The 25,413-nt window shown below is 70.7% G+C and carries 21 protein-coding genes; 11 read left to right on the forward strand and 10 right to left on the reverse strand.

Translation table 11 applies throughout. The features are described from left to right. Positions 1-179: 179 nt before the first annotated feature. Positions 180-1,007 carry an LLM class flavin-dependent oxidoreductase gene (locus L942_RS10250; protein ID WP_037358043.1) on the reverse strand — a complete coding sequence of 276 codons (828 nt, stop codon included), beginning with the start codon at positions 1,005-1,007 and terminating at the stop codon, positions 180-182. Between the two features lie 123 nt (positions 1,008-1,130). Here L942_RS10250 and L942_RS10255 point away from each other — a divergent pair, with 123 nt between their 5' ends. Both L942_RS10255 and L942_RS10260 read left to right on the forward strand, forming a co-directional pair. After that, a complete protein-coding gene (locus L942_RS10255; RefSeq protein WP_106964852.1) occupies positions 1,131-1,640 on the forward strand; it encodes a PadR family transcriptional regulator in 510 nt (169 codons plus the stop codon). A gap of 18 nt (positions 1,641-1,658) precedes the next feature. Continuing rightward, positions 1,659-2,849, forward strand: a complete 1,191-nt coding sequence (locus L942_RS10260; RefSeq protein WP_037358046.1) for a cytochrome P450 — start codon at positions 1,659-1,661, stop codon at positions 2,847-2,849. 2 nt (positions 2,850-2,851) lie between these two features. On the opposite strand, the gene L942_RS10265 is transcribed toward L942_RS10260, so the two are convergent. The 3 genes from L942_RS10265 to L942_RS10275 form a co-directional block, all read right to left on the reverse strand. After that, positions 2,852-5,254: a glycoside hydrolase family 2 protein gene (locus L942_RS10265; protein ID WP_037358050.1), complete on the reverse strand. Its 2,403-nt coding sequence runs from the start codon at positions 5,252-5,254 to the stop codon at positions 2,852-2,854. Between the two features lie 109 nt (positions 5,255-5,363). Beyond that, on the reverse strand, positions 5,364-6,209 hold the full coding sequence (locus tag L942_RS10270) for an LLM class flavin-dependent oxidoreductase (protein ID WP_037358052.1): 846 nt from the start codon (positions 6,207-6,209) through the stop codon (positions 5,364-5,366). Between the two features lie 129 nt (positions 6,210-6,338). After that, positions 6,339-7,241, reverse strand: coding sequence for an NAD-dependent protein deacetylase (locus L942_RS10275; protein ID WP_037358055.1), 903 nt, complete (start codon positions 7,239-7,241; stop codon positions 6,339-6,341). 74 nt (positions 7,242-7,315) lie between these two features. Between L942_RS10275 and L942_RS10280 the strand changes: the two genes are divergently transcribed. Then, the gene (locus tag L942_RS10280; RefSeq protein WP_037358058.1) at positions 7,316-7,504 is read left to right on the forward strand and encodes a hypothetical protein; all 189 of its coding nucleotides are present in this window, start codon (positions 7,316-7,318) and stop codon (positions 7,502-7,504) included. A 114-nt stretch (positions 7,505-7,618) separates the two neighbouring features. Here L942_RS10280 and L942_RS10285 read toward each other — a convergent pair whose 3' ends face one another. Next, positions 7,619-8,995, reverse strand: a complete 1,377-nt coding sequence (locus tag L942_RS10285; RefSeq protein ID WP_037358061.1) for a hypothetical protein — start codon at positions 8,993-8,995, stop codon at positions 7,619-7,621. Positions 8,996-9,068: 73 nt separating this feature from the next. Here L942_RS10285 and L942_RS10290 point away from each other — a divergent pair, with 73 nt between their 5' ends. From L942_RS10290 to L942_RS10300, 3 genes are all read left to right on the forward strand, one after another. Further along, positions 9,069-9,827 (forward strand): nucleotidyltransferase domain-containing protein, encoded by a 759-nt coding sequence (locus tag L942_RS10290; protein WP_037358064.1) that lies wholly within the window; start codon positions 9,069-9,071, stop codon positions 9,825-9,827. A 153-nt stretch (positions 9,828-9,980) separates the two neighbouring features. After that, the gene (locus L942_RS10295; RefSeq protein ID WP_037358067.1) at positions 9,981-11,222 is read left to right on the forward strand and encodes an ATP-grasp domain-containing protein; all 1,242 of its coding nucleotides are present in this window, start codon (positions 9,981-9,983) and stop codon (positions 11,220-11,222) included. 39 nt (positions 11,223-11,261) lie between these two features. Then, positions 11,262-13,283, forward strand: coding sequence for a hypothetical protein (locus tag L942_RS10300; RefSeq protein WP_051165859.1), 2,022 nt, complete (start codon positions 11,262-11,264; stop codon positions 13,281-13,283). Between the two features lie 114 nt (positions 13,284-13,397). Here L942_RS10300 and pqqB read toward each other — a convergent pair whose 3' ends face one another. The 5 genes from pqqB to pqqA form a co-directional block, all read right to left on the reverse strand. Continuing rightward, positions 13,398-14,267: a pyrroloquinoline quinone biosynthesis protein PqqB gene (pqqB, locus tag L942_RS10305; protein ID WP_037358070.1), complete on the reverse strand. Its 870-nt coding sequence runs from the start codon at positions 14,265-14,267 to the stop codon at positions 13,398-13,400. After that, positions 14,264-15,337 carry a pyrroloquinoline quinone biosynthesis protein PqqE gene (pqqE, locus tag L942_RS10310; RefSeq protein WP_037358072.1) on the reverse strand — a complete coding sequence of 358 codons (1,074 nt, stop codon included), beginning with the start codon at positions 15,335-15,337 and terminating at the stop codon, positions 14,264-14,266. Before pqqE ends, pqqB begins: the two co-directional genes overlap by 4 nt. Then, positions 15,328-15,600 (reverse strand): pyrroloquinoline quinone biosynthesis peptide chaperone PqqD, encoded by a 273-nt coding sequence (gene pqqD, locus L942_RS10315; protein ID WP_037358075.1) that lies wholly within the window; start codon positions 15,598-15,600, stop codon positions 15,328-15,330. Before pqqD ends, pqqE begins: the two co-directional genes overlap by 10 nt. 4 nt (positions 15,601-15,604) lie before the next feature. Continuing rightward, on the reverse strand, positions 15,605-16,303 hold the full coding sequence (gene pqqC, locus L942_RS10320) for a pyrroloquinoline-quinone synthase PqqC (RefSeq protein WP_037358078.1): 699 nt from the start codon (positions 16,301-16,303) through the stop codon (positions 15,605-15,607). 81 nt (positions 16,304-16,384) lie between these two features. Continuing rightward, positions 16,385-16,480 (reverse strand): pyrroloquinoline quinone precursor peptide PqqA, encoded by a 96-nt coding sequence (pqqA, locus tag L942_RS10325; protein ID WP_037358081.1) that lies wholly within the window; start codon positions 16,478-16,480, stop codon positions 16,385-16,387. Positions 16,481-16,793: 313 nt separating this feature from the next. Here pqqA and L942_RS10330 point away from each other — a divergent pair, with 313 nt between their 5' ends. The 5 genes from L942_RS10330 to L942_RS10350 all read left to right on the forward strand — a co-directional run bounded on the left by L942_RS10330 (position 16,794) and on the right by L942_RS10350 (position 25,377). Further along, a complete protein-coding gene (locus L942_RS10330; RefSeq protein WP_037358084.1) occupies positions 16,794-19,571 on the forward strand; it encodes a glycoside hydrolase family 2 protein in 2,778 nt (925 codons plus the stop codon). A 644-nt stretch (positions 19,572-20,215) separates the two neighbouring features. Continuing rightward, complete coding sequence (locus tag L942_RS10335; protein WP_235079026.1) at positions 20,216-20,917, forward strand: IclR family transcriptional regulator; 702 nt, start codon at positions 20,216-20,218, stop codon at positions 20,915-20,917. 94 nt (positions 20,918-21,011) lie between these two features. Further along, positions 21,012-22,628, forward strand: a complete 1,617-nt coding sequence (gene mdlC, locus L942_RS10340) for a benzoylformate decarboxylase (RefSeq protein ID WP_037358109.1) — start codon at positions 21,012-21,014, stop codon at positions 22,626-22,628. Then, complete coding sequence (locus L942_RS10345) at positions 22,625-24,085, forward strand: aldehyde dehydrogenase family protein (RefSeq protein ID WP_037358087.1); 1,461 nt, start codon at positions 22,625-22,627, stop codon at positions 24,083-24,085. The genes mdlC and L942_RS10345 overlap by 4 nt, the downstream gene beginning before the upstream one ends. A 44-nt stretch (positions 24,086-24,129) precedes the next feature. Next, a complete protein-coding gene (locus L942_RS10350) occupies positions 24,130-25,377 on the forward strand; it encodes an MFS transporter (RefSeq protein ID WP_051165860.1) in 1,248 nt (415 codons plus the stop codon). The last annotated feature ends 36 nt before the right edge of the window (positions 25,378-25,413 follow it).

A 25,413-nucleotide genomic window follows, 5' to 3' on the forward strand; every position in this document is an offset into this window, starting at 1 on the left:
GACCCGATGCGCCTTGGGCAGCAGGGCGGGGTTCTGCTTCCGCCTGTCCACTTGCCTGACGATCCGACGCGCCTAAGCGTTCCCCGGCCAGCGCGCAGGCATCGCCGATCTGGCTCGGCTGCGTCGCTCCGACGTGTCCCGTGGGAACGCCACGGCGAACCCAGCCCTGCCCGCTCCGGCTAACCCCCGATCCGGGGCGGCCCGGCGTCCACCACCGTCAGGGAAAGATCCAGGGGATCGAAGTGGATCAGCGACTCCATCCACCACGTCATCCCCGCCTCGGCGAGCGCCGCGAGGTCTGCCGGGCCCGGGTCGTCCCACGCTGGGCTCGCGTTGCCCGACACCGCGACTTCGTACGGGCGATCCGGCGGCCGGACGAGAGCGGCCAGGCGAGCCAGCTCTTCGGGCGGCAACGGCACCGGCCCGGGATTCGGGAAAATGCCGTCGCTTCCCGCGGCCCGGCGCAGCACCCGTTCGTGCTGGGTCGAACAGGCCGTCCACACCGGGATGGGATACGGCTCCGGCTCGGCAGCGTCCAGGTTCACCCGATAGTGCGACCCTTCGTGTCGCACCGCCTCCCCAGCCCACATCGCGCGGGCGATGTCCAGTGCTTCGTCGGTCCGCGATGACCGCGCGGCGGGCGAGGACGGATCGCCGAACCGGCTGAAGTCGCCCGTTTCGTCGGAGCCGATGCCTGCGCCCAGGATCAGCCTGCCTCGGGACAGGCGGGAGAGAGTCGAGGCCTGCCGGGCCAGCACCCACGGCCGGCGGCGGCTCGGCGGCGTGACCATGGGGCCGAGCCGCACCGTGCTGGTCGCCTGGGCGATCGCGGCGAGCGTGGTCCAGGTGTCGGCGATCGGCGGCATCGCGGGCACCACGTGGTCCCACAGGAACACGCCGTCCCAACCGGCGGCTTCGGCCCGGACCGCCAGGTCGACCAGGACGGCCGGATCGCCGAACGGGCCGAACGGCGGCAGGTAGAGGCCGTAGCGAACGTGGTCGGTCATCGAGGATCCCCCTCCGGATCGGTCGGACAAGACGCTATCGGGAGGCACCGACAAAAACGGGCGGAGATCTTCTTCCGGCATAGGCCGTTCGGACGTTGCCGGCCAACCGGACCCTAGGTTACTGTGACCTATGTGTGGACCGACGTGCTCCTGCTCGCGAAGCTCGCCAACGGACCGCGGCACGGCTACGAACTGCGCAAGCAGATCGAGGAATCCACCGGCCGCACACTGTCGAACAACTCGCTCTACCCGGCGCTGCGGCGGTTCGCCGAAGCGGGCGCGGTGACCCGGACCGCGCAGCCGCAGGAAGGCCGTCCGCCGCGGCACGTCTACACGATCACCGACGTCGGACGGGAACTGCTGCACGATCTGCTCGCCGACCTGCCGCCGGAGCTGGCGGGGGACCCGGCCGAGTTCCTGGCGCGGCTGGCGGGCTTCGGCAGGCTCACCCCGGAAGAACGGCTGCGCGTGCTGGACGCCCGCCAGGCCGCCGTCGCCGCGCAGCGGGACCGGCTGGCCAAGCTCGCCGAGGGGCAGACCGATCCGTGGAGCCGGCTCGTGCTGGCCGAGGTGCGCCGCCGCGCCGAAAACGAACAGGACTGGCTCGCGTCGTTGCGCACGCGGGCGGTTTGACCCGAGGGAGGACCCCGAATGCCCACCACCGCCCAGCTGCCGTTCGCGAGGCCGAACGTCCTGGACATCGCGCCGCTGTACGAAGTGCTGCGGCGCGAAGGCCCGATCGTCCCGGTGACCACCCCGGCGGGCGACCCGGCCTGGCTCGTCACCGCGTACGAACAAGCGCGGGAAGTGTTCGCGGACAACCGGTTCGGCCGGTCCCACCCGCGTCCCGAGGAAGCCTCGGCGGTCTCCGACGCCGCGGTGCTGAACGGCCCGCAGGGCGATTTCGAGACCGAAGAGGCCGAGCACGCCCGGTTGCGCCGCCTGCTGGTCCCGGCGTTCTCGGCGAACCGGATGCGCCGCCTCGGCGGCCGAATCCAGGAACTCGCCGACCAGTGCCTCGACGGGATGGAAGCCGCGGGCTCGCCGGCGAATCTGCACGAGCACCTGTCGTTTCCCTTGCCGGTGCTGGTGATCTGCGAGCTGCTCGGCGTCCCGTACTCCGACCGCGAGAAGTTCCGGGCCCTGTCCGACCGCATCGGCGTGCTCGACAGCGGCGGCGACGCCGAAGCGGCGATGACCGAGTTCACCGCCTACATGTCCGGTCTCGCCGACGCGAAGCGCGCGAACCCCGGCCAGGACGTGGTGTCCGACCTGGTCGCCGCGCAGGCCGACGACCCGACGTTCACCGACGACGATCTCGGCAGGCTCGCCGCCGGGCTGCTGTTCGCCGGCCACGAGACCACCTCGAACCGGATCGACCTCGGCGTGCTCTTCCTGCTCACCGACCTCTCGCGGCGCGACGCGCTGGCCGCCGACCCCGAAGGCCGCGTGCACGGCGCGGTCGAGGAGATCCTGCGGATGTCCGCGCCGGGCGGGCTCGGACTGCTCCGGTACGCGCACGAGGACGTGGAGATCGGCGGCGTCCGCATCTCGCGCGGCGACTCGGTGATGATCTCGACCGCGTCGGCCAACCGCGACCCGTCGGTGTTCGCCGACGCGCACGAGTTCGACGCGGACCGCAAACCCAACTCCCACATCGCTTTCGGCCACGGCGGGTACTTCTGCATCGGCGCGAGCCTCGCCCGGACGGAACTGCGCGTGGTGTTCACGACGTTGTTCCGCCGCTTCCCGAACCTCCGGCTGGCGGTGTCCGCCGACGAACTGGAAGTACGGGCCAACCGGCTCACCGGCGGCGTTGCGCAGGTGCCGGTCGTCTGGTGACGTCAGACTGACTCGACCGTGGCAGTTCCGGTGTTGACGAACGGATGCGTGGCACTCACGGTGATCGTGCCGGGAGTGCCGCGCATCGACCGGATCCACACCGCCGCCGCTCCGCCGAGCGCGCCGAAATCCAGATAGGGGTCGCCGATCAGCACGCCCGGCCCCGTCGCCGAGACGGCCAGCACCCCGCGCGCGTGCGGTCGCGGGGCGCCGTACCGGTCCAGCAAGCGCAGCGCGACCCGGGTGGTGTCCGCGCCGTCGGCGACGATCTGGTCGTCGTCCGCGGTCACCGCGATCGTGTCGTAGGCCGGATCCGCGCTGAACCGCCTGCGCAGCACGGTTTGCCCGCCGACCTGTCCTTCGATGGCCAGTTCGGGCCGCGCCCGGCCGTCCACCCGCAGATCCACCGAGAACGGCGGATGCGCCAGGTGCGGGAACCGCTTGCGGTCCGGCCGCACGGTGACCGGGCGCTTGCCCTCGACAGTCACCACCAGCACCTCGCAGTTCGACCAGATGATCGCGTCGCGCCCGGGCCCGCCCGGCGGCGAGCCGGGGCCGAAATCCCAGTAGAAGGCCGGTTCGATCACCGCGCCGCGGGACGGGTCGCGTTGCGCCCGGTAGAACGCCGCGCCGAGCTTGGGGATGCGGAAGAAATCCATCACGCCGGGGTATTTCACCCCGCGATAGTGGTGGTACCAGCCGGAGGGATAGTCGAAACCGCACCAGCCGAGCAGGCCGCTGTAGTGCGGGTCGGACGCGGCGTGGTCGTGCACCCAGGCGTGCAGCATGCTCTGCTCCCGTTGCACGGCAAGGGAATCCGTCCGCCGGAAGTACGCGGGGCCGACGAGCGTGCCGATCGCCTCGCTGACCAGGTACGGAACTCCGCGCCGCGGCGGGCGCAGCGGAGGCGGCGAACCCGGCGGACGCGGACGGCTGTAGTCGTTGAACGAGAACACCCCGCCGCCCGCTTTCACCGGGTACAGCGGCGAAAGGTAGCCGCGCTCGCCGGCGACGGCGCCGGTGCACGGCCGCATCGGGTCGAGTTCCGCGGCGAGCTGATCGGTCCTCCCGTACAGCGCGTATTGGCCGAGTGTCTCGTTCACCCGGGTGCCCCACACGATGATCGACGGATGGTTGCGGTCGCGCACGATCATGTCGTGCACGTCGCGCACCGCCAGCTCCTGCCACGCGGTGTCGCCGACGTGGTCCCAGCCCGGCAGTTCCTCCCACACCAGGATGCCGAGTTCGTCGCAGGCGTCGAGAAACGCCGTCGCCTGCGGATAGTGCGAGCAGCGCACCATCGTGCAGTTCAGTTCTTCCTTGAGCAGCTGGGCGTCCCGGCGCTGCACGCGGTCCGGCATCGCGCCGCCGACGAACGGGTACCACTGGTGCCTGTTGAGCCCGAACAGCTTGCGCGGCTTCCCGTTCAGCCGGAAACCGTCCACAGTGAACTGCGCGTCGCGGAGCCCGGTGCGCACCGGATAGGTGTGGACTTTCCGGCCGCCGACGGTGAGCGTGACGAGGATGTCGCACAGCGCCGGGTCGTCCAGGTCCCACAGCTGGACCGCTTCGAGCCCCTGCAGCGACACGTTGACCTGGGTGTTTCCCTTCGGTAGCCCGGTGAGGTCGGTGTAGGAGGAGGCGATCTCGGCACCGTGCTGGCTGAGCGCGGCGGTGAGCCGGACCGGGCCCTTCACCGCTTTCGCCGAGTCCACGGTGCAGTGCACCAGCACCTCGCGGTTCGGCGTCAGCACGGCGATCTGCTGCGCGTACACATCGGACAGATAGGTCTGCGGCACGCCGGTCAGCCGGACTTCGCGGTACAGCCCGGCCGGCTGGTAGAAGTCGATGGCCGTCGGTTTCGGGTACTCCGGCAGATCCGGCGGCGTGTTCTGCTGCCAGCGGCCGTCGACGACCACGGCGAGCACGTTGTCCTTGTCCGTCAGCAGACCGGTGACCTCGCAGCGCAGCGGCAGGTAACCGCCGCTGCGCGCGGCGACGCGGCGGCCGTTGAGATACACCGTCGCGGCGCTGAGCACCCCGTCGAACTGCAGGAACGCGCGGTTGCGGCGCAGTTGCGCGGGCGCGAGGAAACGCTGCCGGTACACCCAGACCTGCTGCCAGTCCGACGGGTCCCAGTCCTGCCAGGACAGCGGAACCACGCAGTGCGGCACCGAGACGAGCGCCATCCCGCTGTCGTCGAAGTCCGGATCCGTGCTGCCCGGGACGAACGGGCCGAAAAGCCAGTCCGCGCCGAACCCGTCCCGCGCCTCCGGGGGCGCGGGACGGGAAAGCGCGGCGGCGAGCGCGCCCGAACCGGCGAGCGCCGCGCCGGCCCCGAGCAGGAAACTTCGCCGGGGATGCGCGGCGAGCCACGAGGGCCGCCGGGAAGGTTCGCCCGTCATCCCCGCCGGCGGGCGGTTCCGGGACGGGGCGCGGAAGATCCGCCGGAGAGCGTCGACGCCTGCATGGGCGCGAGCTTACTTCCCGGGTTGTTCAGCAGAGGTCAGCTGGTCAGCAGAGGTCGGCGAGCCGGTCGAGCTGGCCGGGATCGGCGGCCCAGCAGTACAGCATCACCTCGTCCGCGCCGAGGTCGCGATACGCGCGGATCGCCGCCCGGAGGTCTTCCGCCGTGGTGAGCATTCCGCTGGCCATCTGCTCGGCCATTCCGGTGAACGCGTAGTACGCGAGCATCGCCTTTTTCGCTTCGTCCACGAGGGAATCCGGGCCGAGCGCGACGTTCACCTGCGCGACGAGCCGCGGCTCGCCCTTGCGGCCGTGCTCGTGCCAGTCGCGGCGCACGGTGTCGAACAGCCCGCCCGCCCACGACGGGGGAGCGGCGGCGAGCAGCCCGTCGCCCCAGCGGGCGACGCGAGCCAGCGCCTTGGGTTTGAACGCGCCGATCAGCACTTCGGGGCCGCCTTCGCGAGCCGGAGCCGGGCCGATCGGACCGGCGTCGGCGCTGTGCGGTTCTCCGGACCAGAGCGCGCGCAGGTCGGCGAGTTGCCGGTCGAAGCGGCGGCCGCGGTCGCGCAGCGGGGTGCCGGCGGCGTGGTGGTCGTCCTCGCGGCCGCCGATGCCGAGGCCGAGCACGAACCGGCCGCCGGACATCCGGTCCAGTGTGGCGGCCTGTTTGGCGAGCAGGGCGGTTTCGCGCAGCGGGGCGAGCAGGACCTCGGTCTGCAGCCGGACGCGGGTGGTCGCGCCGGCCAGCACGGCGAGCGCGGTCAGCGGTTCGGGATTGGAGTAGACGAGCCGGTCGAGCAGCCCGAGGGTGCGGAACGGGCCGGCGTCCGCGCGCCGCGCCCACTCGAGCAGGGCGGCGGGGTCGCTGACGGGCAGGCCGATGCCGATGGACATGGGGAAACCTCCGGAAAAACGGGTCGGCAGTCACCGGGTTGCCGCCCGCTCCTGGACCTGGGGTTTTCAGGCTGGCCGGTCCGCTCTGCGGCGTGTTTCCGGGGACCGGTCCGTCGGAGTGCCCGCAGCCTATCCGGCGGCCGTCGGACGGGGCAACGAGGTTTCCAGCAGTGCCAGCAGTTCGGTGAGCGCGGGGCCGAGCGGCAGGTCGGCGCGGACGGTCGCGTGCTCGTCGCCGCGGGTCTCGCCCCGGTTGACGATCACGACAGGTTTGCCGGATTTCGCCGCGCGCCGGACAAAGCGCAAGCCGGACATGACCGTGAGCGAAGATCCCAGCACCAGGACCGCGGATGCCTCGTCGACCATCCGGTAGCACCGTTCCACGCGGGCGCGCGGCACGTTCTCGCCGAAGAACACCACGTCCGGTTTCAGGACGCCGGAGCAGCGCGTGCAGGGCACGGTGCGGAAGGTGCGGACGACGTCCTCGGCCAGTTCGACGTCCCCGTCCGGGTTGATTCGCGTTGCCGTGCCGCCGAAATCCGGATTGGCCGCGCGCAGCCGGGCGTCGAGTTCCTCGCGCGCGGTGACGCGGCGGCAGCCGAGGCAGACGACGCGGTCGAGGTTGCCGTGCAGTTCGACCGCGCCGGCAGTGCCGGCCGCGCGGTGCAGTCCGTCGACATTCTGCGTGATGACGCCGGAAACCCAGCCGCCCGCGCGCAATGCGGCGACGGCGCGGTGCCCGTCGTTCGGCGCGGCCCGCGCGATGGTGCGCCAGCCGAGGTGGCTGCGCGCCCAATAACGCTGGCGGCCCGCCTCGCTGGCGACGAATTCGCCGTACGTCATCGGCGTGTGTTTGCGGAGGCTGCCGGTTTCGCCGCGGTAGTCAGGTATGCCGGATTCAGTGGAGAGCCCGGCCCCGCTGAGCACGAGCACCCGCCGCCCGGCGACGATCTCTGCGACGTCGGCGACCGTGCCCGTGCGCGGCAGTGGTTCGCCAGGTCCGGCCCAGGTCAGCGTCGGTCGCGTGCGCACGCCGCCAGTCTACTGGCCACCCTTTTCCGAAAGCGGGCGATTGGTTTTTCGCGCGGCTGGGTACCAAAGGCAACATGTGGTTCGCGCTGGCTACCCCCGTCGTCGTGATGGTCGCCGCCGTGCTGATGGAGTCCGTGGAGCGATATTGCGTGCGGACTCCCGGCGGGGCGGTCCGCCGTCCGGTGGAACGGGCGGCGCTGCGGGAAGCGTCGATGCCGGTCGTAGCCGTCGGGGCGGCTCGGCTCAGGCAGCGGACCGCCTGAGGCGCCCACGGGCCGGAGGGGCCGGTGTTCTTGGGAGGAACACCGACCCTCCAGCCGGTAGGCGAGGCCCGCGTTCTCCCCGTCGGGGTGGGAGAGCGCGGGCCGCTTTCTCTTTCAGCGGGCGGCGTCCTCGGTGAGCTGCCGGTACCAGTCGTCGTACGGGTGGTTGGTGGCCGGGTAGTTGACCAGCGGATCGGTGGCCAGGCCCGCGCTGTCGAAATCCCAGCCGCGGACCACGTGCCCGCTCTTGCGCGCGGCGACCAGGAACGCGGATTCCTTCGCCGGGGCCCCGTAGAACAGGCCGTCCTGCAGTTCGGCCGGATCGCCCTGCTGGTATTCGTCGAAGGCGACCTGCTGGTACTGCACCCGGCCGCCGGCGACCTGTGCGGTGGAGTAGCGCAGGGTCTGCGCCGGAGTGGAACCGTCGGCGCCGGTGGCGACGGAGATTCGCCCGGCGTTTGCCTTGTCGTAACGCGGATCGGACGTTTTCGCGTTGCCGGTCCAGGTCACCGTCCCGCCGGACGCGTCGAGCGTGCCGCGCCACTGCCAGTTCTGGTCGCTCGCCTGGCTGCGGTGGATCTCGCGAAGCCCGGAGCTGGTGAACGCGACCGTCGGGAGCACCCCGTTGTCGTACTGATGGCTTGCCGACCAGCGGATTTCGCCGTCCGCGCCGAGCTGTCCGGTGTGGTACCAGAGCGTCGTGGCGCTCTGCGACTGGTGCACTTCGACGATCCGGCCGTAGTCGTCGAGCGCGACCGCCGGGGTCTGCCCGCTGTCGTACCGGCCGTGCCGCTGCCAGGAGACTCGTCCGTCGGCGCCGAGCTGCCCGGTCCAGTACCAGAGCGCGCCGCCGCCGGAATCGTGCACCTCCACGACCTGGCCGCGGCCGTTGATCGCGACCGCCGGGTGGTATCCGACGTCCCGCCGATACGCGGCGCGCGTGCCGCCGTCGCCGGAGAGCAGCGGGAGCACCTTGCCGCGCAAGGAATCCGTGGTGGCCCCGGTGCGGTAGGCGGCAGGCGAGAGCAGGCGCGGCCCGAAGGCGGCGCTCAGCTCGGCGTTGACCGCGGCCAGGTTCCCGGCGGCGAACGAGTCGTTGTCGGTGAGGTCGTCTTTCAGGTCCAGCATGACGACGATCGGCGCGGCGTCCGGATGCGCGGCGGACCAGGCGTTCACCACCGCGAGCCAGTCGCGGAGGTTGTCGGACGCCGGGTTGCCCGCGTGGTCGACCAGGTCGCCGGGCGAGCTGTGGCCGATGCCGTAGTCGTGCCGGGTGGCGTAACCGTTGTCGTGGATGTCGAATTCGATGAACCGGACACCGTGGTCGAGCTGGGAGGAGATGGACCCCTTCGCGCCGTCCACGTTGCCGGAGTAGCTGTTGTGCGTGGCGGCGAAGACGGTGTCGGAGAAGGGCTGCGCGGCGTTCGCTGGTGCGACGCCGAGCGCGGTGCTCACGGTGGCAGCGAGCGCGATCGTGCGGAATCGGTGCATTCAGACCCCCAGGTCGTCGGGCTGTCGGCGAAATACGAGCGATCTTGGCAGAGATTCATGGCATGTTCTCCTGATGCGGGAAAACGACGAGGAAACGTTCGCTGAGCACGTGGCCGATCTGCTGTCCGGCCTGCCCGGCGCGGAAGCGGTCGCACTCGGCGGTTCGCGGGGGCGCGGCACCCACCGGCCGGACAGCGACTGGGACTACGCGGTGTACTACCGCGGCGCGTTCGACCCGGACGACCTGCGCGCCCTCGGCCTGCCCGGGACGGTGTCGGAACTGGGCGAATGGGGCGGCGGGGTCTTCAACGGAGGCGCGTGGCTGACCGTCCAGGGGAGGCCGGTGGACGTGCACTACCGGGACCTGGACGTGGTCGAGCACGAGCTGGCGGAGGCGCGGAAGGGCCGGTTCCGCTGGGAGCCGCTGGCGTTCCACCTGGCCGGGATCCCGAGTTACCTGGTGGTGGCGGAGCTGGCGCTGAACCGGGTGCTGCGCGGGGAGCTGCCGCGGCCGGAGTATCCGGAACTGTTGCGGGAGAACGCTCCCAAGTTCTGGCGTGCTTCCGCGGAGCGGACGTTGGAGTACGCGAAGTCGGCGCATGTCCGGCATGGGCGGGTCGTCGAGACCGCGGCTTCGGTCGGGGTGGCGGCGATGCAGGCCGGGCACGCGGTGCTGGCGGCGCGCGGGGAGTGGGTGACGAACGAGAAAACCCTGCTGGAGCGCGCCGGGCTGCGCGGGATGGACGACGTGGTGGCCGGGATGGGACACGATCTGGTCGGCGCGTTCGCCACGGCGTGCGCGCTGATCGGTCAGGCGGTCGGTGCCGAGTAGCCGGAAACCGTTGCGGTGCAACAGATTCTTCGTGCGCGGCCGAGTCGGACGGGAAGGATCCGTTTAATTCAGCGGAAATCGGGTACCCCTGTTCAGTACGGCTGCGGCCGCCGCGCCGTGGCGAGCCGCACGTGCTGAACGGAGGAACGGTCTATGCCACAGTCCGAGACGGTCGCGAAGGATCCGGACAAGGGATACGTAGCGCTGCTCGGCTGGTCGCTCAACGCGGTCGAGGCACTCGACCGGTTCGACCGGCGCTACGTCGTGGTCGCCCCGGATTGGGCGGAGAAGTACTGCGTCGAGCACGACATCCCGTACATGTCGTGGAATTTCGAGCGGCTCAACGACCGTTCGATGGAGATCGCCGAGATGCTGCACGAGGAAGGCGTCGACGTCGCCATCCCGCTGTTCGAGGAGACCGTCGAATGGGCCGGCGCGATCAACTCCGTGCTGATGGACAACCCGCGGCTGTTCGGCCAGGCGATGCTGCTGCGGGACAAGGCGCTGATGAAGCGCCGGGCGCAGCTCGGCGGCATCCGGGTGGGGATCTTCGAGGAAGCGCACGACCGCGAAGACGTCGTGCGGTTTCTCAAGCGGGTCAACCAGACCCTGCTCAAGCTCGACGGCGACCCGAACGATCCGATCCACCTCAAGGCGTTCGACAAGGCCGGCTGCCTCGGGCACCGCGTCATCCGGACCCCCGACGAGATCGACACGATCCCGGAGGAGGAGTTCCCGGTCCTGATGGAGTCGCATCTGGACGGCTGGGAATTCGCCGTCGAGGCGTGGATCCACCGCGGCAAGGTCAAATTCCTCAACATCTCGGAGTACGTCACGCTCGGGTACTCGGTGTTCGTCCCGGCGACACCGGAGCTGGAGCGGTACCGTCCGCAGATCACCGCCCAGATCGAGAAGCTCGTCAAGACCTTCGACATCGAATTCGGTTTCGTGCATCCGGAGTACTTCGTCACCAGCGACGGCGAGATGTACTTCGGCGAGGTCGCGTACCGCCCGCCGGGCTTCAAGGTCTTCGAACTGCTCGAACGCGCCTACGGCTTCAACGCCTACCAGGCGCTGGTCCTGTCCTTCGACCCGAAGACGACCGAGGAGGAGATCGACGCCTTCTTCCCGCGGGAGGTCGTCGACGCGACCGGGGTCGCCGGCTGCTTCGGGGTTTACCCGCGCCGCCGGGTGGTAAGCGAGTTGCGGATCCCGCAGGAGACCGAGGACGACGACTACTATGAGTCACACGACCTGACCGCGCCCCTGGAGGAGACCGTCACGAAGAGGACCGCGTTCGGCACGCACTGGGGTCTGCTGTACTTCTTCGGGGACGATCCCTACCGGATGCGCGACCTGCTGAAGGAGCAGGAGGAACTGGACTTCTACGTCTGAGACCCCGGACGAGTCCGCCACCCCGACCGAAGGACGCACTTGGAGCCGAACGCCGACGTCACCGGCACGACCGCGACGCTGGCCAAACGCGTGGCGGCGCTCGACGACGCGGTCGCGGCCATGGCCGCGACCCGCGACTTCGGCAAGCACACGAAGCTGCGGCGGGTGCTGGAAGCGCTGCGGCGGGTGCTGCTGCAGCCCGACGGCGCCGCCGCGGTCCGGGCCAGGGCACGGGCGCTGGAGGAAGCCGGGGTCTTCCAGGGCACCGACTGGGACACCCCGGAGATCCTCATTCCCGCGCTGGTCGGCCCCGGCCTGCACAGCGAGAACACCGACACCGTGGTGATCGAGGCGACCAGCGAACTGCGGATGCTCGCGGTCGCGTGCGGCGACTACGAGCATCCGACGCTGCCCGCCGAGGACGCCCGCGTCTTCCTGTCGCAGGTGCTCGGGATGAACCTGGAGCTGCTGTTCACCCCGCCCAGCGAGGCCGAGCGGACCAGGCAGGGCCGGACCGCGCAGCTCATCCGGGACCTGCTGCGGTATCTCGCCGACCAGATCGGCTACGACAGCATCCTGGACAAGGTGGTCGAGGAGATCTGGCGGATCCTGCGCCAGCGCCCGATCCAGGTCGACCAGGTCAAATCGCTGATCACGCGGATCTCGATCTACCGCGGCGATCCGGACGTCGACCTGGGCGGGTCTTCGGTGCAGGGGCTCGACCGGCTGATCACCAGCCTGTTCGGGACCACCGAGGCGTGCCGGGAGGACCCGGGCGTCGACGTCTTCCGGGCCCGGCTGGAGGCGATGGACGCGGCGAGCCTGCAGTACGAGGCGGCCGGATTCGCCCGCGCGATGCACGACACCGGCCTGGTCTCGCCGTACCACGCCGAACTGCTGCGGTACCTCGCGCACGAGAGCGACTACCTCCTGGGCGAGGCGCTCGGCCTGTCCGACGTGGGCCGGAACTGCCTCATGCGCTACCACGACCTGGTCCACCGGCTGATCGAAGAAGCCGTGCACCCGCAGACCGCGCAGTGCGTCTACGGGCTGGCGCTGCTGCTCGACCGCGGCATCCTCTACGAGCCGCCGGTCGTGCCGGCGCTGTGGCGGCAGCTCGCGCTGGAGCTGTCCGCTGCCGCGCGGGAACGGCTGACGCTCGTGTTCGGCGACCAGCCGAGGCCGGAGGCGCGGCTGCTCGCGGGCGTGCTGTCGATGCTGGGCCAGCCCCTGGGCGTCGGGCAGGGCGACAACCCGACCTGCCAGTCGGCGCGGGCGCTGTCGATGTGGGCCTACAACGACCCGGACTACCTGCTGCAGGTCGTGGTGTGGGCGGCGCGCGACGACGAGATCGTCATGCACTTCGAAGGGCAGCCGGTGTCGTCGAAGGAAAGCGGCGCGGGCCTGTCCGCCGGGCTGCCCGCCGACCTGGACCCGGTGTCGTCGCTCGTCGTGCCCCACCTCGACCGGATCTACGCCGAGATGGGCCGCCGCTGCGCCGACCGGCCGGGCGATCCGCACCGCTGGGTCAACCCCGAGTTCCACGGCTGGTGGGCCTCCCGCGGATTCCGGATCAACGTGGACGTCGCCACCGGCAAACTGGTCGACCTCGACGATTTCCTGCGGCAGTTCCACGCGAGCTACCACCCGTCCTACAACGGCGAGCAGCCGCTGATCCACCCGCAGCCGGCCGGGATCGCGGTCACCGACAGCGCGGCCCGCTACGTCGGCTGGCACGCGATCACGATCCTGCGCACCGCCCCGGATCCCGAGGACGTCATGCGGGTGTACTTCTACAACCCGAACAACGACAGCGGCCAGGACTGGGGTGACGGCGTGGTGGTCTCCACCGCGGGCAACGGCGAGCGGTTCGGCGAGGCCTCGCTGCCGTTCGACCAGTTCGCGTCCCGGCTGTACATCTTCCACGTCGACCCGCGAGAGCACGGAGAGCCGGAGAAGGTGCCCGCCGAGGACATCGCGCGGATCATCGGCTACCTCGAACGGAGCTGGGGCGCGGACCGGCTCCCCGCCGGGACGTTGCAGGCGGCGCCTCAGCGCTGACCTCCGTCAGCCGAGAGCGACCGCGGCGTCGACGGGCGGTGCGGGTCGGGGACGGGTTCCGGTGCGGAGCGTCCCGGAGGTTCGCGGAGCCGTTCCAGAACGCCCACGCCGTGCTCAGAGGTCGAATTCTGTTCCGTCCGGCGGCAGTTCCGCTCCAGCACGCAGCACTGCGGCGTGTTCCGCGCCCTCCGGGGCTACGACGGGATTCGTGTTGTTCAGATGCGTGTAGGCCCACCGGGTGGTGCCCGGGCGGTTCGCGAGCATCGGCAAGGTCTCGGAGATCGGTAGGTGGCCCATCGCTTGTTGAGCGGCTGGGTTAGCGGTGGAGGTGGCGATCGTGAATTCGGTGCCGCCGTAGAAGGTGCCGTCCAGCAGCACGAGGGTTGCGTCGCTGGTGAATTCGTCGAAGCCGGGCGGCCAGCTGCGCAGGCAGGGCGCGTAGACGAGGGTGCCGCCGGTTGCCGGGTCGTGGATGCGGTAGGCGACGACCCACGGGCCGGAGTGGGCGGAGGCGCGAGCGTATTTCGGTTGCTTGTCGCTGACCGGCAGGGAGGTGATCCGCAGGCCGTCGAGCGTGGTTTCGGTGGTGGGGTGCCAGGTCCACTCGTGGTACTCGCTGATGATCCCGCGGGCCGGGAAGTGTTCGGTCACTGCATGCAGGGCGGCGGCCGGGGCGTGGACGGTGAGGGTCTCCGCCTCGCGGAGCATGAGCAGGCCCAGGGTGTGGTCTAGTTCGGCGTCGGTGAGCAGGACGGTGCGCAGCGGTGTCTCGCGCGGGCCGGGTCCGGCGCGCAAGGCTGGGGTCGCCAGGATCTGGCTGCGGATGTCCGGCGAGGCGTTGAGGAGATGCCAGGTGCGGCCGTCCGCGCTGAAGGCGACGCTGTCTTGGGTGCGCGGCGGAGCGTCCGAGGTGCACTGTGCGCAGGCGCAGTTCCACTGTGGAAAGCCGCCGCCGGCCGCGGTGCCCAGCAGGATGACCTTCATCGGGCCGGGCCGCGCGGGACTAAGTCCGAAGTGGACGGTTCGGCGAGGATCAGGTCGACGGTGCCGCGGTGCGGGGAGCGGGAGCAGACGGGGTCGGCGTTGGCCGCGTCGCCGGTGAGCTGGAACGCCTGGCAGCGGCAGCCGCCGAAGTCGGCAGTGCGGCGGTCGCAGGTGCGGCACGGGTCGCGCATCCATTTCTCGCCGCGGTAGGCGGTGAAGGACTCCGAGCGGTACCAGATGTCGGCCAAGGAGGTGTCGCGGACGTTGTCGAGCTTGAGGGTGGTGATCACGCTCGCGGCGGGGCACGGCAGGACGGTGCCGTCCGGGGCGATGGTGAGTTGCCGTGCGCCCCAGCCGTGCATGCACGGTTTAGGGAACGGCTCGTAGTAGTCGGCGACGACGTAGATGATCTCCATTGTGCCGCGGAGGCGTTCGACAGCCGCACGGACTACGGGTTCGGCTGCGGCGAGTTGCGCGCGCGTGGGCATGAGAGCGGCGCGGTTGCGCAGGGCCCAGCCGTAGTACTGGGTGTTGGCCAGTTCGAGGCGGTCCGCGCCCATCTGCTCGGCCAGCGCGATGATTTCGGCCAGCTGGTCGTGATTTTGCCGGTGCAGCACCACATTGACGGTCAACGGGAGGCCCGCGGCCTTCACGAGTTCGGCGGCGGCCAGTTTTCGGTCGAAGGCCTTCGCGCCGGCGAGCAGGTTCGCGCGGTCCGGGGTGGCGGCTTGCGCGGAGAGTTGGACGTGGGCCAGGCCCCGTTCGACGAGATCGTGCAGCCGGGGCTCGGTCAAGCCGAGGCCGGAGGTGACAAGGTTGACGTAGCAGCCGAGGCCGCTCGCGTGCGTCACCAGCTGCGGAAGGTCCGGGCGGGCCAGCGGTTCTCCGCCGGAGAGGTGCACCTGGAGCACGCCCAGTTCCCGGGCCTGGGACAGCGCGTCAGTCCAGTCCGCAGTGGACAGTTCCGCGGCTCGGCCGACGAGTTCCACCGGATTGGAGCAGTACGCGCAATGCAGCGGGCAGCGGTGGGTCAGTTCGGCGAGCAGCCCGAGCGGCGCGGTCACGTCCATTCGAGCACCCGCCGTTGTCCGAACCTGGCCAGCACGGCTAAAACGTCGCTCTCTTGGACGCCTTGATAGCGGCCGCGCAAGCTGGTGACGATGCCGGAGACCGGGGTAGCGCCGTCGCAGAGCTCCAGGACTGCGGCGGCGGTGGAATTCGGCACCAGCACGCCTTCCGGGAACAAAAGCACATGCGTGTCGCGGACGTGATCGAACGTCAGGCGCACGCCGGCCCGCAGTTTCGGCACTGACGCGGCAGTGAGGGTCTCCATCGGTTCACTCCTCGGCCGCGGCGCGTTCGATGGAGTCGAGCATCGACCACAGGACATCGCATTTGAACGACAGCGCGGACACCGCTTTCTCTTGCTGCTCGCGGGTGACACAGTGCTGCACGACAATGTCCAAAGTGTCCTTGCCCTCGCCGGAGACCTTGTCGATCCGGTCGGTGAAGTACGCCAGGTCGGCGCGGGAGATCCAGGAATAGTTCGCGAGGACGTCGGCCACGCGCTGCTGCATCAGATGCCCGGCGAACATCTCGGTCAGCCCGGAGGCGACGGCTTCCACCCAGGGTTTGGTCCGGGCGAAGGCGACGTAGGCGTCGACGGCGAACCGGACCCCGGGGGCGACGTGTCGTTCGTCGAGGACCTCGGCGCGGTCCAAGCCGACGGCAGCGCACAGCCGCAGCCAGCGTTCGGTTCCGCCTTCGCCCTCGATGGCGCCGTCGTGGTAAACGATGCGGTCGAGCCAGATCCGGCGGATTTCCGGGAGGGGGCAATTGCTGATGATCGCCGCGTCTTTTTGCGGCAGCAGGCGCTGGTAGTACCAGCGGTTGGCTGCCCAGAGTCTCAGTTCGCGCCCGGTCAGTTCGCCGGCGTGCATCCGCTGGTGGAACGGATGGCTGCCCCAGTACCGGCCGGCGAGCCCGCGCAGGGCGCCGGTGAACTCCGCCGGACTCATCGGGTGCACAGTGGACATTCGCGTACTCCGGGATTCTCGCTGAGCGGTACGGTTTCCGGGAGGGGACGGGACCGCGGCGGACCGGCCCCGTCCGGCGGGTCACTCCTCCCGGCGGGCCGCGTAGGCGGTGACCTCCATCGGGGTTTCGTACTCGACGAAATCGGGCGCGGTCCACATCTCGACGGGTTCGGGCACGGCAAACTCGCTTTCCTTCGGTGGTGCACCGGTGAGCGGGGCATCCGCCCCGCCTCGAACGCGGCCACCCTAAAAGCGCGAAGCGGCCGGTCGCCAGAGGCGCGAGGCGATTTCCCGCCCAGTTTGTAAAGATTCCTTCCGATGGCGCAGCGGGCGCTCGCTCTCGGGTGCCGCCGCCGGATGTCCGCCCGACAGAAATCCGGCGCCGGCGCGGAAACCTCCTGATGCCGCTTGACATCCGGACCGCGAGCGGCCGAATAATAGGGTTCAGGCGCGGTTGACAACGATGTCAGTAGAGGCTTTCGGGAGCGACGTGACCCAGGTGAATCGCAGGCGGTTTCTGTCCGGCGGGATTGCTGTCGCGGGCGGCGGTGTGCTCGGCGCGTTCGGCGTGCCCGGTACCGCCGGGGCCGCGCCCGAGGCCCGTCCGCTCGCGGTCGGCGGCGAGATCGCCGGCGGCTGGACCTTCGTCGCGGCGGACGGCACGTCGGCGGACGGGAAAGTGCTGGCCAGCGCGGAGAATGTCGCCGGGTTGAAGCCGGCCGTCGTCCCGGGGACGCCGCTGACGAGCATGATCGCCAACGGCGAGTATCCCGATCCGTTGTACGGCCACATCGTGACCGACACCGTCCCGGACACGCTCAAGGACACCGGCTACTGGTACCGGGTCGCGTTCCGGGTGCCGCGGCTGGTTCCGGGCCAGCGGTTCTGGCTGCAGTTCGACGGGATCAACTACCTCGGCACGGTGTGGCTGAACGGGACCAGGGTCGGCACCGTCGAAGGCGCGTTCAAGCGTGCGGTCTTCGAGGTCACCGACATCGTGGCCAAGGCGGACGGCGTGGCCTGGCTGGCAGTGCTGGTCGGGAAGCTCGACTACACCGATCCGCCCGCGTTGCCGAGCTACGCCAGCGGGGTGACGCGAGGCGGGCGCAACGGCGGCCCGACCGGGATCACGCTGAAGAACGGGCCGACGTTCTTCTGCACCGCTGGGTGGGACTGGCTGCCGACGATTCCGGACCGGGACCTGGGCATCTGGCAGCCGGTCGCCTGGCGCACCACCGGGCCGGTGCGGGTGGCCGACGTGCACGTCACTTCGACGCTGTCGCCGGACTTGCGAACGGCGGAGGTCGAGGTCGAGCTCGCACTGGACAGCGCGGCCGGGAAATCCGTGGTGGTGACCGGGTCGCTCGACGGGCGAGGGTTCCGCCGGACGGTCGGCGTTCCGGCGGGCGCGTCGTCGGTGGTGCTGACGTCGAAGGAGGTCGCTTGCCTGCGGGTGGAGCGGCCGAAGTTGTGGTGGCCCAACGGGTACGGCGAGCCGTACCGCTACCGGCTGACGGTCGGCGTCGAGTCCGGCGGCCAGGTGCACGACGAACGGACGGTGGACTTCGGGATCCGGCGGATCGAGTACACGACGCCGATGCGCTCGCCGTCCGGCGCGACGAGCAACTGCCTGGCGATCACCGTCAACAACCTGCCGATCCTGGTGATGGGCGGCAACTGGGGGCTCGACGAGGCGCTCAAGCGGATTCCGCGGGAGCGGCTGCGGGCGCAGGTCCGGTTGCACCGCGACGCCAACCTCAACCTGATCCGGAACTGGAACGGGCAGAGCAGCACCGAGGACTTCTACGCCGCCTGCGACGAGTACGGGATCCTGGTCTGGCAGGATTTCTTCTGCTCGACCGAAGGGCCGCCGGCGGAGAACATCGCGCGGGACCTGGCGAACATCCGCGATTGCATCGTGCGGTTCCGCAACCATCCGTCGATCCTGCTCTGGTGCGGCGGGAACGAGGGGCCGCCGCCGCAGCCGCTGATCGACGGGCTCGACGCGCTGGTCGCGGAGCTGGATCCGCAGCGGGCCGTGCTGACCAGTTCGGCCGGGGACACCGGGAAGAACCCGATCGACGGGTACCGGTCCGGCGGGCCGTACCACTGGGTTCCGCCCGCCCAGCACTTCGCGCTCAACGACGGGACGCAGTGGCCGCCGTTCCACAACGAGGTCGGGTCTTATTCGATCCCGACGCTGGAGTTCATCCGGAAGATGCTCCCGGAGGCGTCCTGGGAGCGGCCGGACGATTTCTGGGCGGATCGGGACGTGAACGGCAACGGCGGGAACGGGGGCGGGGCCGGGTATCTTCGGCTGACCGCCGAGAGGTACGGGGAGGTGCGGAACCTTCCGGATTTCGCGCGCAAGTCGCAGATGATGAATTACGAGTGCATCCGGGCTATCTACGAGGCTCCGGTGGCTCATATGCGCAGTGCCGGGCCTTATCCGCGGACTGGGGTCATCATGTGGATGACCAATCCCGCACAGCCCAGTTTTGTCTGGCAGATGTACAGTCATGATCTTGAAGCGCATTCGTCGTTCTACGCGGTTCAGCATGCTTGCCGGCGGGTGAATGTCGTGTTGGACGCGCGGAGTTTCGACGTGGTGGTGGCTAATCATTCCCCTGCGGTCGTCCGGGGCGGGGTCGAAGCTCGGTTTTACGGGGTGGACGGGGTGGAGTTCGGCCGGGTCTCGTTGCCGGTCGGCGGGGTGGGAGCGGCTGATCGTGCGGTAGCCGGGAATGTGGCGGCGCTCGTGCGGGGTGGGCCGGATGAGATTGCGTTTGTCCGGCTGGCGCTTCGGGATGTTCGGGGTGCCGAGGTTATCCGGAATTTTTATTGGGTGGAGTCTCCCGGGCGGGAGGCTGGGTTCGCCGGTTTGGACGACATGCCCGCGGCCGCGGTTTCGGTGATCGCTGGGGTTTCTCCGGGGCCGGAGGGGGTTTCGGTGGCGGTGGATGTGCGGAACATCGGCGAGTCCGTCGCGTTGATGGTGCATTTGCAGGTGTATGACGTGCGGACTGGGGAGAGGGTTCTTCCTGCTTCGTTCAGTGATAATTATCTGAATTTGGCGGGTGGGGAGGCGGCCAGTGTCCGGGTCCAGGTGGATCGGGAGCAGGTTCGGCGGCATCCGGAGATCGGGGTTCGGGTCGACGGGTGGAAGATCGATCAGGGGGCTTCCCGGTTGCGGGGGCGGGGGGTGGCGGTGACGTTCAATCAGGAGGCGTTGGCTGTTCGTCCGGGGGTGCCTACGTTTGGGCGGTGAGGGGCGGGGCTTGGGCGGGCGGCTCGTCGCCTGGCGGCGACATTGCGCCCCGGTGAGTGGCGTGGGGCACCCCGAAGCCGGATTGTGCGGACGGTTCGGGGGTGCTTGTCAAGGCGGGAAAGCGTGCCTTGACAAGCACCCCCGAACCGCAGGGAGGCTTCGTATCGGGGTGCGGGGGAGGGGCTGGGTGCTTCGATTCTTTGGGTGCGGCGGCTGCGGTTGGGTGGTGGGGTGCGCGGCTCGCGCGGCTCGCGCGGTTGGTCGCGTGGGGGTCCGCGGTTTCGGTTGCGGGTGGTCCGTGAAGGGCTCCTTGAGGGAATCTAGGTCCGTGAAGGGGCCCTTGATGTCCGGTTGCGGGTCGTGAGGGTTCCCCTCCCGGAAGGGGGCCGCGCGGCCGTGGCCTTGGCCGATTCGACCGCCCGGACCAGGCCGTCCGCGCCGGAACGGCTCAGCTCGCCGGACCCGGTGAACTGCGGGCCAGTGTCTGGTGTGGACAGTCGGGAGGGCGGCGGGTTGCCGTGTTCGCGGGACTGGCGGATGATGGGCGGCCAAGTCCCCGTCCCGTTCCACCGCAGCCCCGGAGGCACGCGATCGCCGGCAACGCCGCCGAACCCGGGCGCACTGTCCTGAGCCGCGCGTTCGCGGTGCTCGATTCCTTCCTGTCCGGCCGACCCGAGCAGACCCACGGCGAGATCACCCGGGCGACCGGGCTCGCTCCTGCCACGGTGCACCGGCTTCTCGCCGAACTGACCGGCTGGGGCGCGCTCGAGCGGACCGGCCGGGGCCGGTACCGGATCGGGCTCCGGCTGTGGCAGCTCGGGGCGCAGGCGCCCGGCGGGCGGGAGCTGCGGGACGTCGCGCTGCCGTATCTGCAGGATCTGCTGCAGGTGACGCACGAGGTCGTCCACCTGGTCGTGCTCGATGGGGACCGCGCGCTGTATCTGGAAAAGCTCGAGGCGCATCCGGACGTCGTGGTCACCTCGCGGGTGGGGCTGCGGCTTCCGCTGCACGCGGCCGGGCCGGGCAAGGTGCTGCTCGCGCACGCGCCGCCGGACTGCCTCGAGAAGATTCTGGCCGGCGGGCTCGAGCGGCGGGCCAGCGGGACGATCACCGACCCGGCGCGGCTGCGGCAGGTGCTGGCGGAGATCCGGCTGCAAGGGTTCTGCATCTCCCGCAACGAGATGACCGAGGGCGCGTCGTCGGTCGCGGCTCCGGTGCGCGGGCCCGCCGATCAGGTCGTGGCGGCGATTTCCGTGGTGGTGCCCAGTTCCACGCCGAACTTGTCGCCGCTGGTGCCGGTGGTCCGGATGGCCGCGCTGGGCGTCACGCGCGCATTGCAGGGCTGAGGAAATTTTCCGCTGAGTGGAAGAGGGGCTGGGCGGCCCGGAACCGAGCCGGGAGACTCCGGTCGCCCGCTGCCGCACTGCCGAGGAGAAGTCCGTGAGCCCTGCCCCGACCGTTCGCGACGCCGCGTTCGAAGTGCTGCGCCGGTTCGGCGCCACGACGGTGTTCGCCAATCCCGGGTCGACCGAGATCGCGCTGCTCACCGACCTGCCCGACGACCTCGAGTTCGTGCTGGCGCTGCACGAGGGTTCGGTCGTCGGCATGGCGACCGGGTGGGCGCTCGCGAACGACCGGCCCGCGGTCGCGATCCTGCACACCACGGCGGGCCTCGGGAACGCGGTCGGCGCGCTCGCGACCGCCCGCGTCAACCGCGCGCCGCTGGTCGTGCTCGTCGGGCAGCAGGACCGTCGCCACCTCGCGCTGGAGCCGTTCCTCACCGGCCACCGGCTCGACGATCTCGCCCGGCCCACGCCGGTGTGGATCGCGGAACCGCTGCGCGCGCAGGACGTTCCGGGCGCGCTCGCCCGGGCCTGGCACGAGGCGCGCGAGCACCGCGGCCCGGCGCTGGTGATCGTGCCGATGGACGACTGGTCCGAACCAGCGGACGCGGACGAGCCGCTGCCCGCGCCGGCCAGGCTGGTCCGCGCGAACGCCGCCGAACCCGCGGTGCTGGCCGAGCTGGCGGAATTCCTCGGTGCGGCAAGCAATCCCGTCCTCGTCGTGGGGGCCGGGGCCGACGACGCGGAATCGTGGCGCGGGCTGACCGCCCTGGCGGAGAAGCTCGCGTGCCCGGTGTGGCAGGAGGCGTTCGGCGCGCGCGCCGGATTCCCGCAGGATCACCCGCAGTTCGCCGGACATCTGCCGCCGGGCCGGGAAGAACTGCGGAAAGCGTTGTCCGGGCACGACGCGGTGCTCTCGGTCGGCGCGCCGGTTTTCCGGCAGTACCCGCGGGAACCGGGACAGCTGGCCGAGCCGGGCACCCGCCTCGCGGTGGTCACCGACGATCCGAACGAAGCGCACCGCAGCCCGGTCGACCTCGCCGTGCTGGCGCGGCCCTCGGCGGTCTGCGCGCCGTTGGCGGAGCTGGTTCCGGCGCGGGAAGCGCGTGCGGAGAAGGTCGGCCGGACGGTCGAGCTGCCCGGCAAGCCGCGGGACGGTGCGCCGCTGGGGCCGGAGCACGTGTTCGGCCTGCTCGCCCGCCAGCTGCCCAAGGACACGGTGCTGGTCGAGGAATCCCCGTCGAGCCGTCCGTTGCTGCACGCGCTCGTCCCGGCGCGCGAGCCGCTCGGGTTCCTCAGCGCGGCCATGGGCGGCCTGGGTTTCGGCATCCCGGCCGCGATCGGCCTGCGGATGGGCGGACTGAAACGGCCGGTGGTCGCGGTGATCGGGGACGGCTCGTCGCTGTACTCGATCCAGGCGTTGTGGAGCGCCGCGCATTACGGCGTCGGCGTCTTGGTGCTCGTCCTGTCCAACGGCGGCTACGCGATCATGGACAAACTCGCCGTGCGGCACGGCGAACGCACGGCCGGAGGCGGGAAAGCGCCGTGGCCCGGATTCGACGAGGTCAGCGTGAGCGGGCTCGCCAAGTCGCTCGGCTGCCCGGCGCGACGGGCGGAAACCTGCGAAGAACTGGAGTCGGTGTTGACCGAGGTGCTGCCGACCTTGGCCGCGCGCACGGAGCCGCTGGTGCTGGAAGTGGCGGTGACGGCATGACGTTGCTCGGAAACGGCTGGCGGGGCCGGATCTTCTCCGGCGGCTGGGTCCCCGGCGCGGGCGGCGAGTACGACGCGGTCGAGCCGGCCACCGGGAAGACTCTGGCCCGGGTCGGCGCGGCGGCTCCGGAGGATGTCGCGAAGGCCGCGGCCGCGGCGAAGGAAGCGCAGCGGGAGTGGGCCGCTCAGCCGTATGACCAGCGGGCGCGGGTGTTGCGCCGGGCGGCGCGGCTTTTCGAGGACCACGGCGACGAGATCGACGAATGGCTCGTCCGGGAATCCGGTGCCACGCGGGCGTTCGCCCAGTTCCAGACCCGCGCGGTCGCGGCCGAGGAATGCCACGAAGCCGCCGCGCTCGCCGCGCATCCGTACGGGGAACTGCTGCGGTCCAGCCAGCCTCGGCTGTCGATGGCCCGCCGGGTCCCGGCCGGGGTGGTCGGCGTGATCTCGCCGTTCAACGCGCCGGTGATCCTGTCCATCCGCGCGATCGCGCCCGCCTTGGCGCTCGGAAACGCGGTGCTGGCGAAGCCCGACCCGCGCACCGCGGTGTGCGGTGGCGTCGTGCTCGCCCGGATCTTCGAGGAAGCCGGTCTGCCGGAAGGACTGTTCCACCTGCTGCCCGGCGGCGCGGACGTCGGCGCGGCGCTGGTCGAGGACCCGCTGGTGCGCGTCATCGCGTTCACCGGCTCGACGAGCGCGGGCCGCCGGATCGCCGCGGCGGCGGGGGAGCGGCTCAAGCGCGCGCACCTCGAGCTCGGCGGCAACTCGGCGCTCGTGGTGCTCGCGGACGCGGACGTCGAGAAGGCCGCGTCGGTCGGCGCGTTCGGTTCGTTCAACCACTCCGGGCAGATCTGCATGGCGACCGGACGGCACCTCGTCGCCGCCGAGATCGCCGACGACTACGCGGCCGCGCTCGCCGAGCACGCGGCCGAGCTGACCGTCGGCGACCCGGCGAACGGCGACGTCGCGCTCGGCCCGCTGATCGACGCGGGACAGCGCGACCGCGTGCACTCGGTCGTCACGGGCAGCGCCGAAGCCGGCGCGAAGATCGCCGCCGGCGGCACCTACGAGGACCTGTTCTACCGCCCGACCGTCCTCACCGACGTCCCGCTCACCGCGCCCGCGTACGCGCAGGAGGTGTTCGGGCCGGTCGCGCCGGTCGTGCCGTTCTCCACAGTGGACGAAGCAGTGCGCCTGGCCGGCGGTACCGAATACGGGCTCTCGCTGGGCATCCTGACCCGGGACGCCGCGCGGGGGCTGGCGCTGGCCGAGCGGATCCCGTCCGGTCTGGTGCACGTCAACGACCAGACGGTCAACGACGAAGCCCTCGCGCCGTTCGGCGGCGTGGGGGATTCGGGCACCGGCTCCCGGCACGGCGGCGCGCAGGCCAACCTGGAGGCGTTCACCGAAACCCAGTGGGTCACCGTGCGCGGCGACCTTCCGCAGTACCCGTTCTGACCGCAGTACCCGACCAGGTCCCCTCCGACGACGCAGGTGATGACATGACGGTCTCGACAGATCCGCGGGCGCGACACGCCCGCTGGGTGGCCCCGCTGTGCTGGACGGCGGTGGCGCTCGAAGGCTTCGACCTGGTGGTGCTGGGCGTCGTGCTGCCCGCGCTGCTCAAGGACAAAGCGTGGGGACTCGACCCCAACACGGCGTCGCTGATCTCCGCGGTCGGGTTGCTCGGCGTGGCGGTCGGCGCGTTCGCGATCGGCCCGCTCAGCGACCTGTTCGGCCGCCGCGGGATGATGCTGCTGACCGTGACCAGCTTCTCGGTCTGCACGCTGCTGTGCGCGTTCGCGAGCGGGCCGTGGCTGTTCGGCGTGCTGCGGTTCCTGGCCGGGCTCGGGCTCGGCGGCGTGCTGCCGACCGCGCTGGCGCTGATCACCGAGTACGCGCGGATCGGCCGCGGCGGGAGCGCGACCACCGTGCTGATGACCGGCTATCACGTCGGCGCGGTGCTCACCGCGCTGCTGGGAATCCTGGTGCTGCAACGGTTCGGCTGGCAGTGGATGTTCGTCATCGGGGCCGCGCCCGCGCTGGTGCTGGTGCCGTTGATGACGAAGTTCCTGCCCGAGTCGAAGGCGCTGGAGCGGGCGAAGGAAGCCCGGCGGAACCGCAATCCGCTCGGCGTGCTGTTCCGGCACGGCTACGGCCGCGCGACGATCGCCTTCTGGGTGACGTCGTTCATGGGGCTGCTGCTGGTGTACGGCCTGAACACCTGGCTGCCGCAGATCATGCGCGCGGCGGGCTACGAACTCGGCGCCGCGCTGGCGCTGCTGCTGGTGCTGAACGTCGGCGCGGTCCTCGGTCTCCTGGTCGGCGGCCGGGTCGCGGACAAGATGGGCTACCGCCGTTCCACCATCGGGTGGTTCGTCGCGGCCGCGGTGTTCCTGGCGCTGCTGAGCATCAAGCTGCCCGGGGCGAGCGTGTACGTCGGCGTGCTGCTGGCGGGGATCTTCACCTTCAGCTCGCAGGTGCTGGTCTACGTGTACATCGCCCGCGTGTACCCCGCCGAAGCCCGCGGCACCGGCCTCGGCGCGGCGAGCGGGATCGGCCGGTTCGGCGCGATGTCCGGGCCGCTGGTGACCGGGCTGCTGCTGTCGGCGGGGCTGGCGTATCCGTGGGGCTTCTACCTTTTCGCGGCGGTAGCGCTGATCGGTGCGCTCGCGATCGCGGTGGTCAACCGGGACCCGGCGCCGGACGCCCCGGCGGACAGTCCGGCGCCGCAGGTGGAAACCACGTGAGTGGCGGCGCCGGTTAGAACCGGCGCCGCCACTCAC

It is taken from the genome of Amycolatopsis orientalis DSM 43388 (assembly GCF_000411975.1).
In the GTDB taxonomy this organism is placed as follows: Bacteria; Actinomycetota; Actinomycetes; order Mycobacteriales; family Pseudonocardiaceae; genus Amycolatopsis; species Amycolatopsis orientalis_D.

Bases quoted from the DNA above. Each gene is read 5' to 3' on its own strand.
- L942_RS10250 (WP_037358043.1), bottom strand. From the start codon at position 1,007: ATGACCGACCACGTTCGCTACGGCCTCTACCTGCCGCCGTTCGGCCCG.
- L942_RS10260 (WP_037358046.1), top strand. From the start codon at position 1,659: ATGCCCACCACCGCCCAGCTGCCGTTCGCGAGGCCGAACGTCCTGGAC.
- L942_RS10265 (WP_037358050.1), bottom strand. From the start codon at position 5,254: ATGACGGGCGAACCTTCCCGGCGGCCCTCGTGGCTCGCCGCGCATCCC.
- L942_RS10270 (WP_037358052.1), bottom strand. From the start codon at position 6,209: ATGTCCATCGGCATCGGCCTGCCCGTCAGCGACCCCGCCGCCCTGCTC.
- L942_RS10280 (WP_037358058.1), top strand. From the start codon at position 7,316: ATGTGGTTCGCGCTGGCTACCCCCGTCGTCGTGATGGTCGCCGCCGTG.
- L942_RS10285 (WP_037358061.1), bottom strand. From the start codon at position 8,995: ATGCACCGATTCCGCACGATCGCGCTCGCTGCCACCGTGAGCACCGCG.
- L942_RS10290 (WP_037358064.1), top strand. From the start codon at position 9,069: ATGCGGGAAAACGACGAGGAAACGTTCGCTGAGCACGTGGCCGATCTG.
- L942_RS10295 (WP_037358067.1), top strand. From the start codon at position 9,981: ATGCCACAGTCCGAGACGGTCGCGAAGGATCCGGACAAGGGATACGTA.
- pqqB (WP_037358070.1), bottom strand. From the start codon at position 14,267: ATGAAGGTCATCCTGCTGGGCACCGCGGCCGGCGGCGGCTTTCCACAG.
- pqqE (WP_037358072.1), bottom strand. From the start codon at position 15,337: ATGGACGTGACCGCGCCGCTCGGGCTGCTCGCCGAACTGACCCACCGC.
- pqqD (WP_037358075.1), bottom strand. From the start codon at position 15,600: ATGGAGACCCTCACTGCCGCGTCAGTGCCGAAACTGCGGGCCGGCGTG.
- pqqC (WP_037358078.1), bottom strand. From the start codon at position 16,303: ATGTCCACTGTGCACCCGATGAGTCCGGCGGAGTTCACCGGCGCCCTG.
- L942_RS10345 (WP_037358087.1), top strand. From the start codon at position 22,625: ATGACGTTGCTCGGAAACGGCTGGCGGGGCCGGATCTTCTCCGGCGGC.
- L942_RS10350 (WP_051165860.1), top strand. From the start codon at position 24,130: ATGACGGTCTCGACAGATCCGCGGGCGCGACACGCCCGCTGGGTGGCC.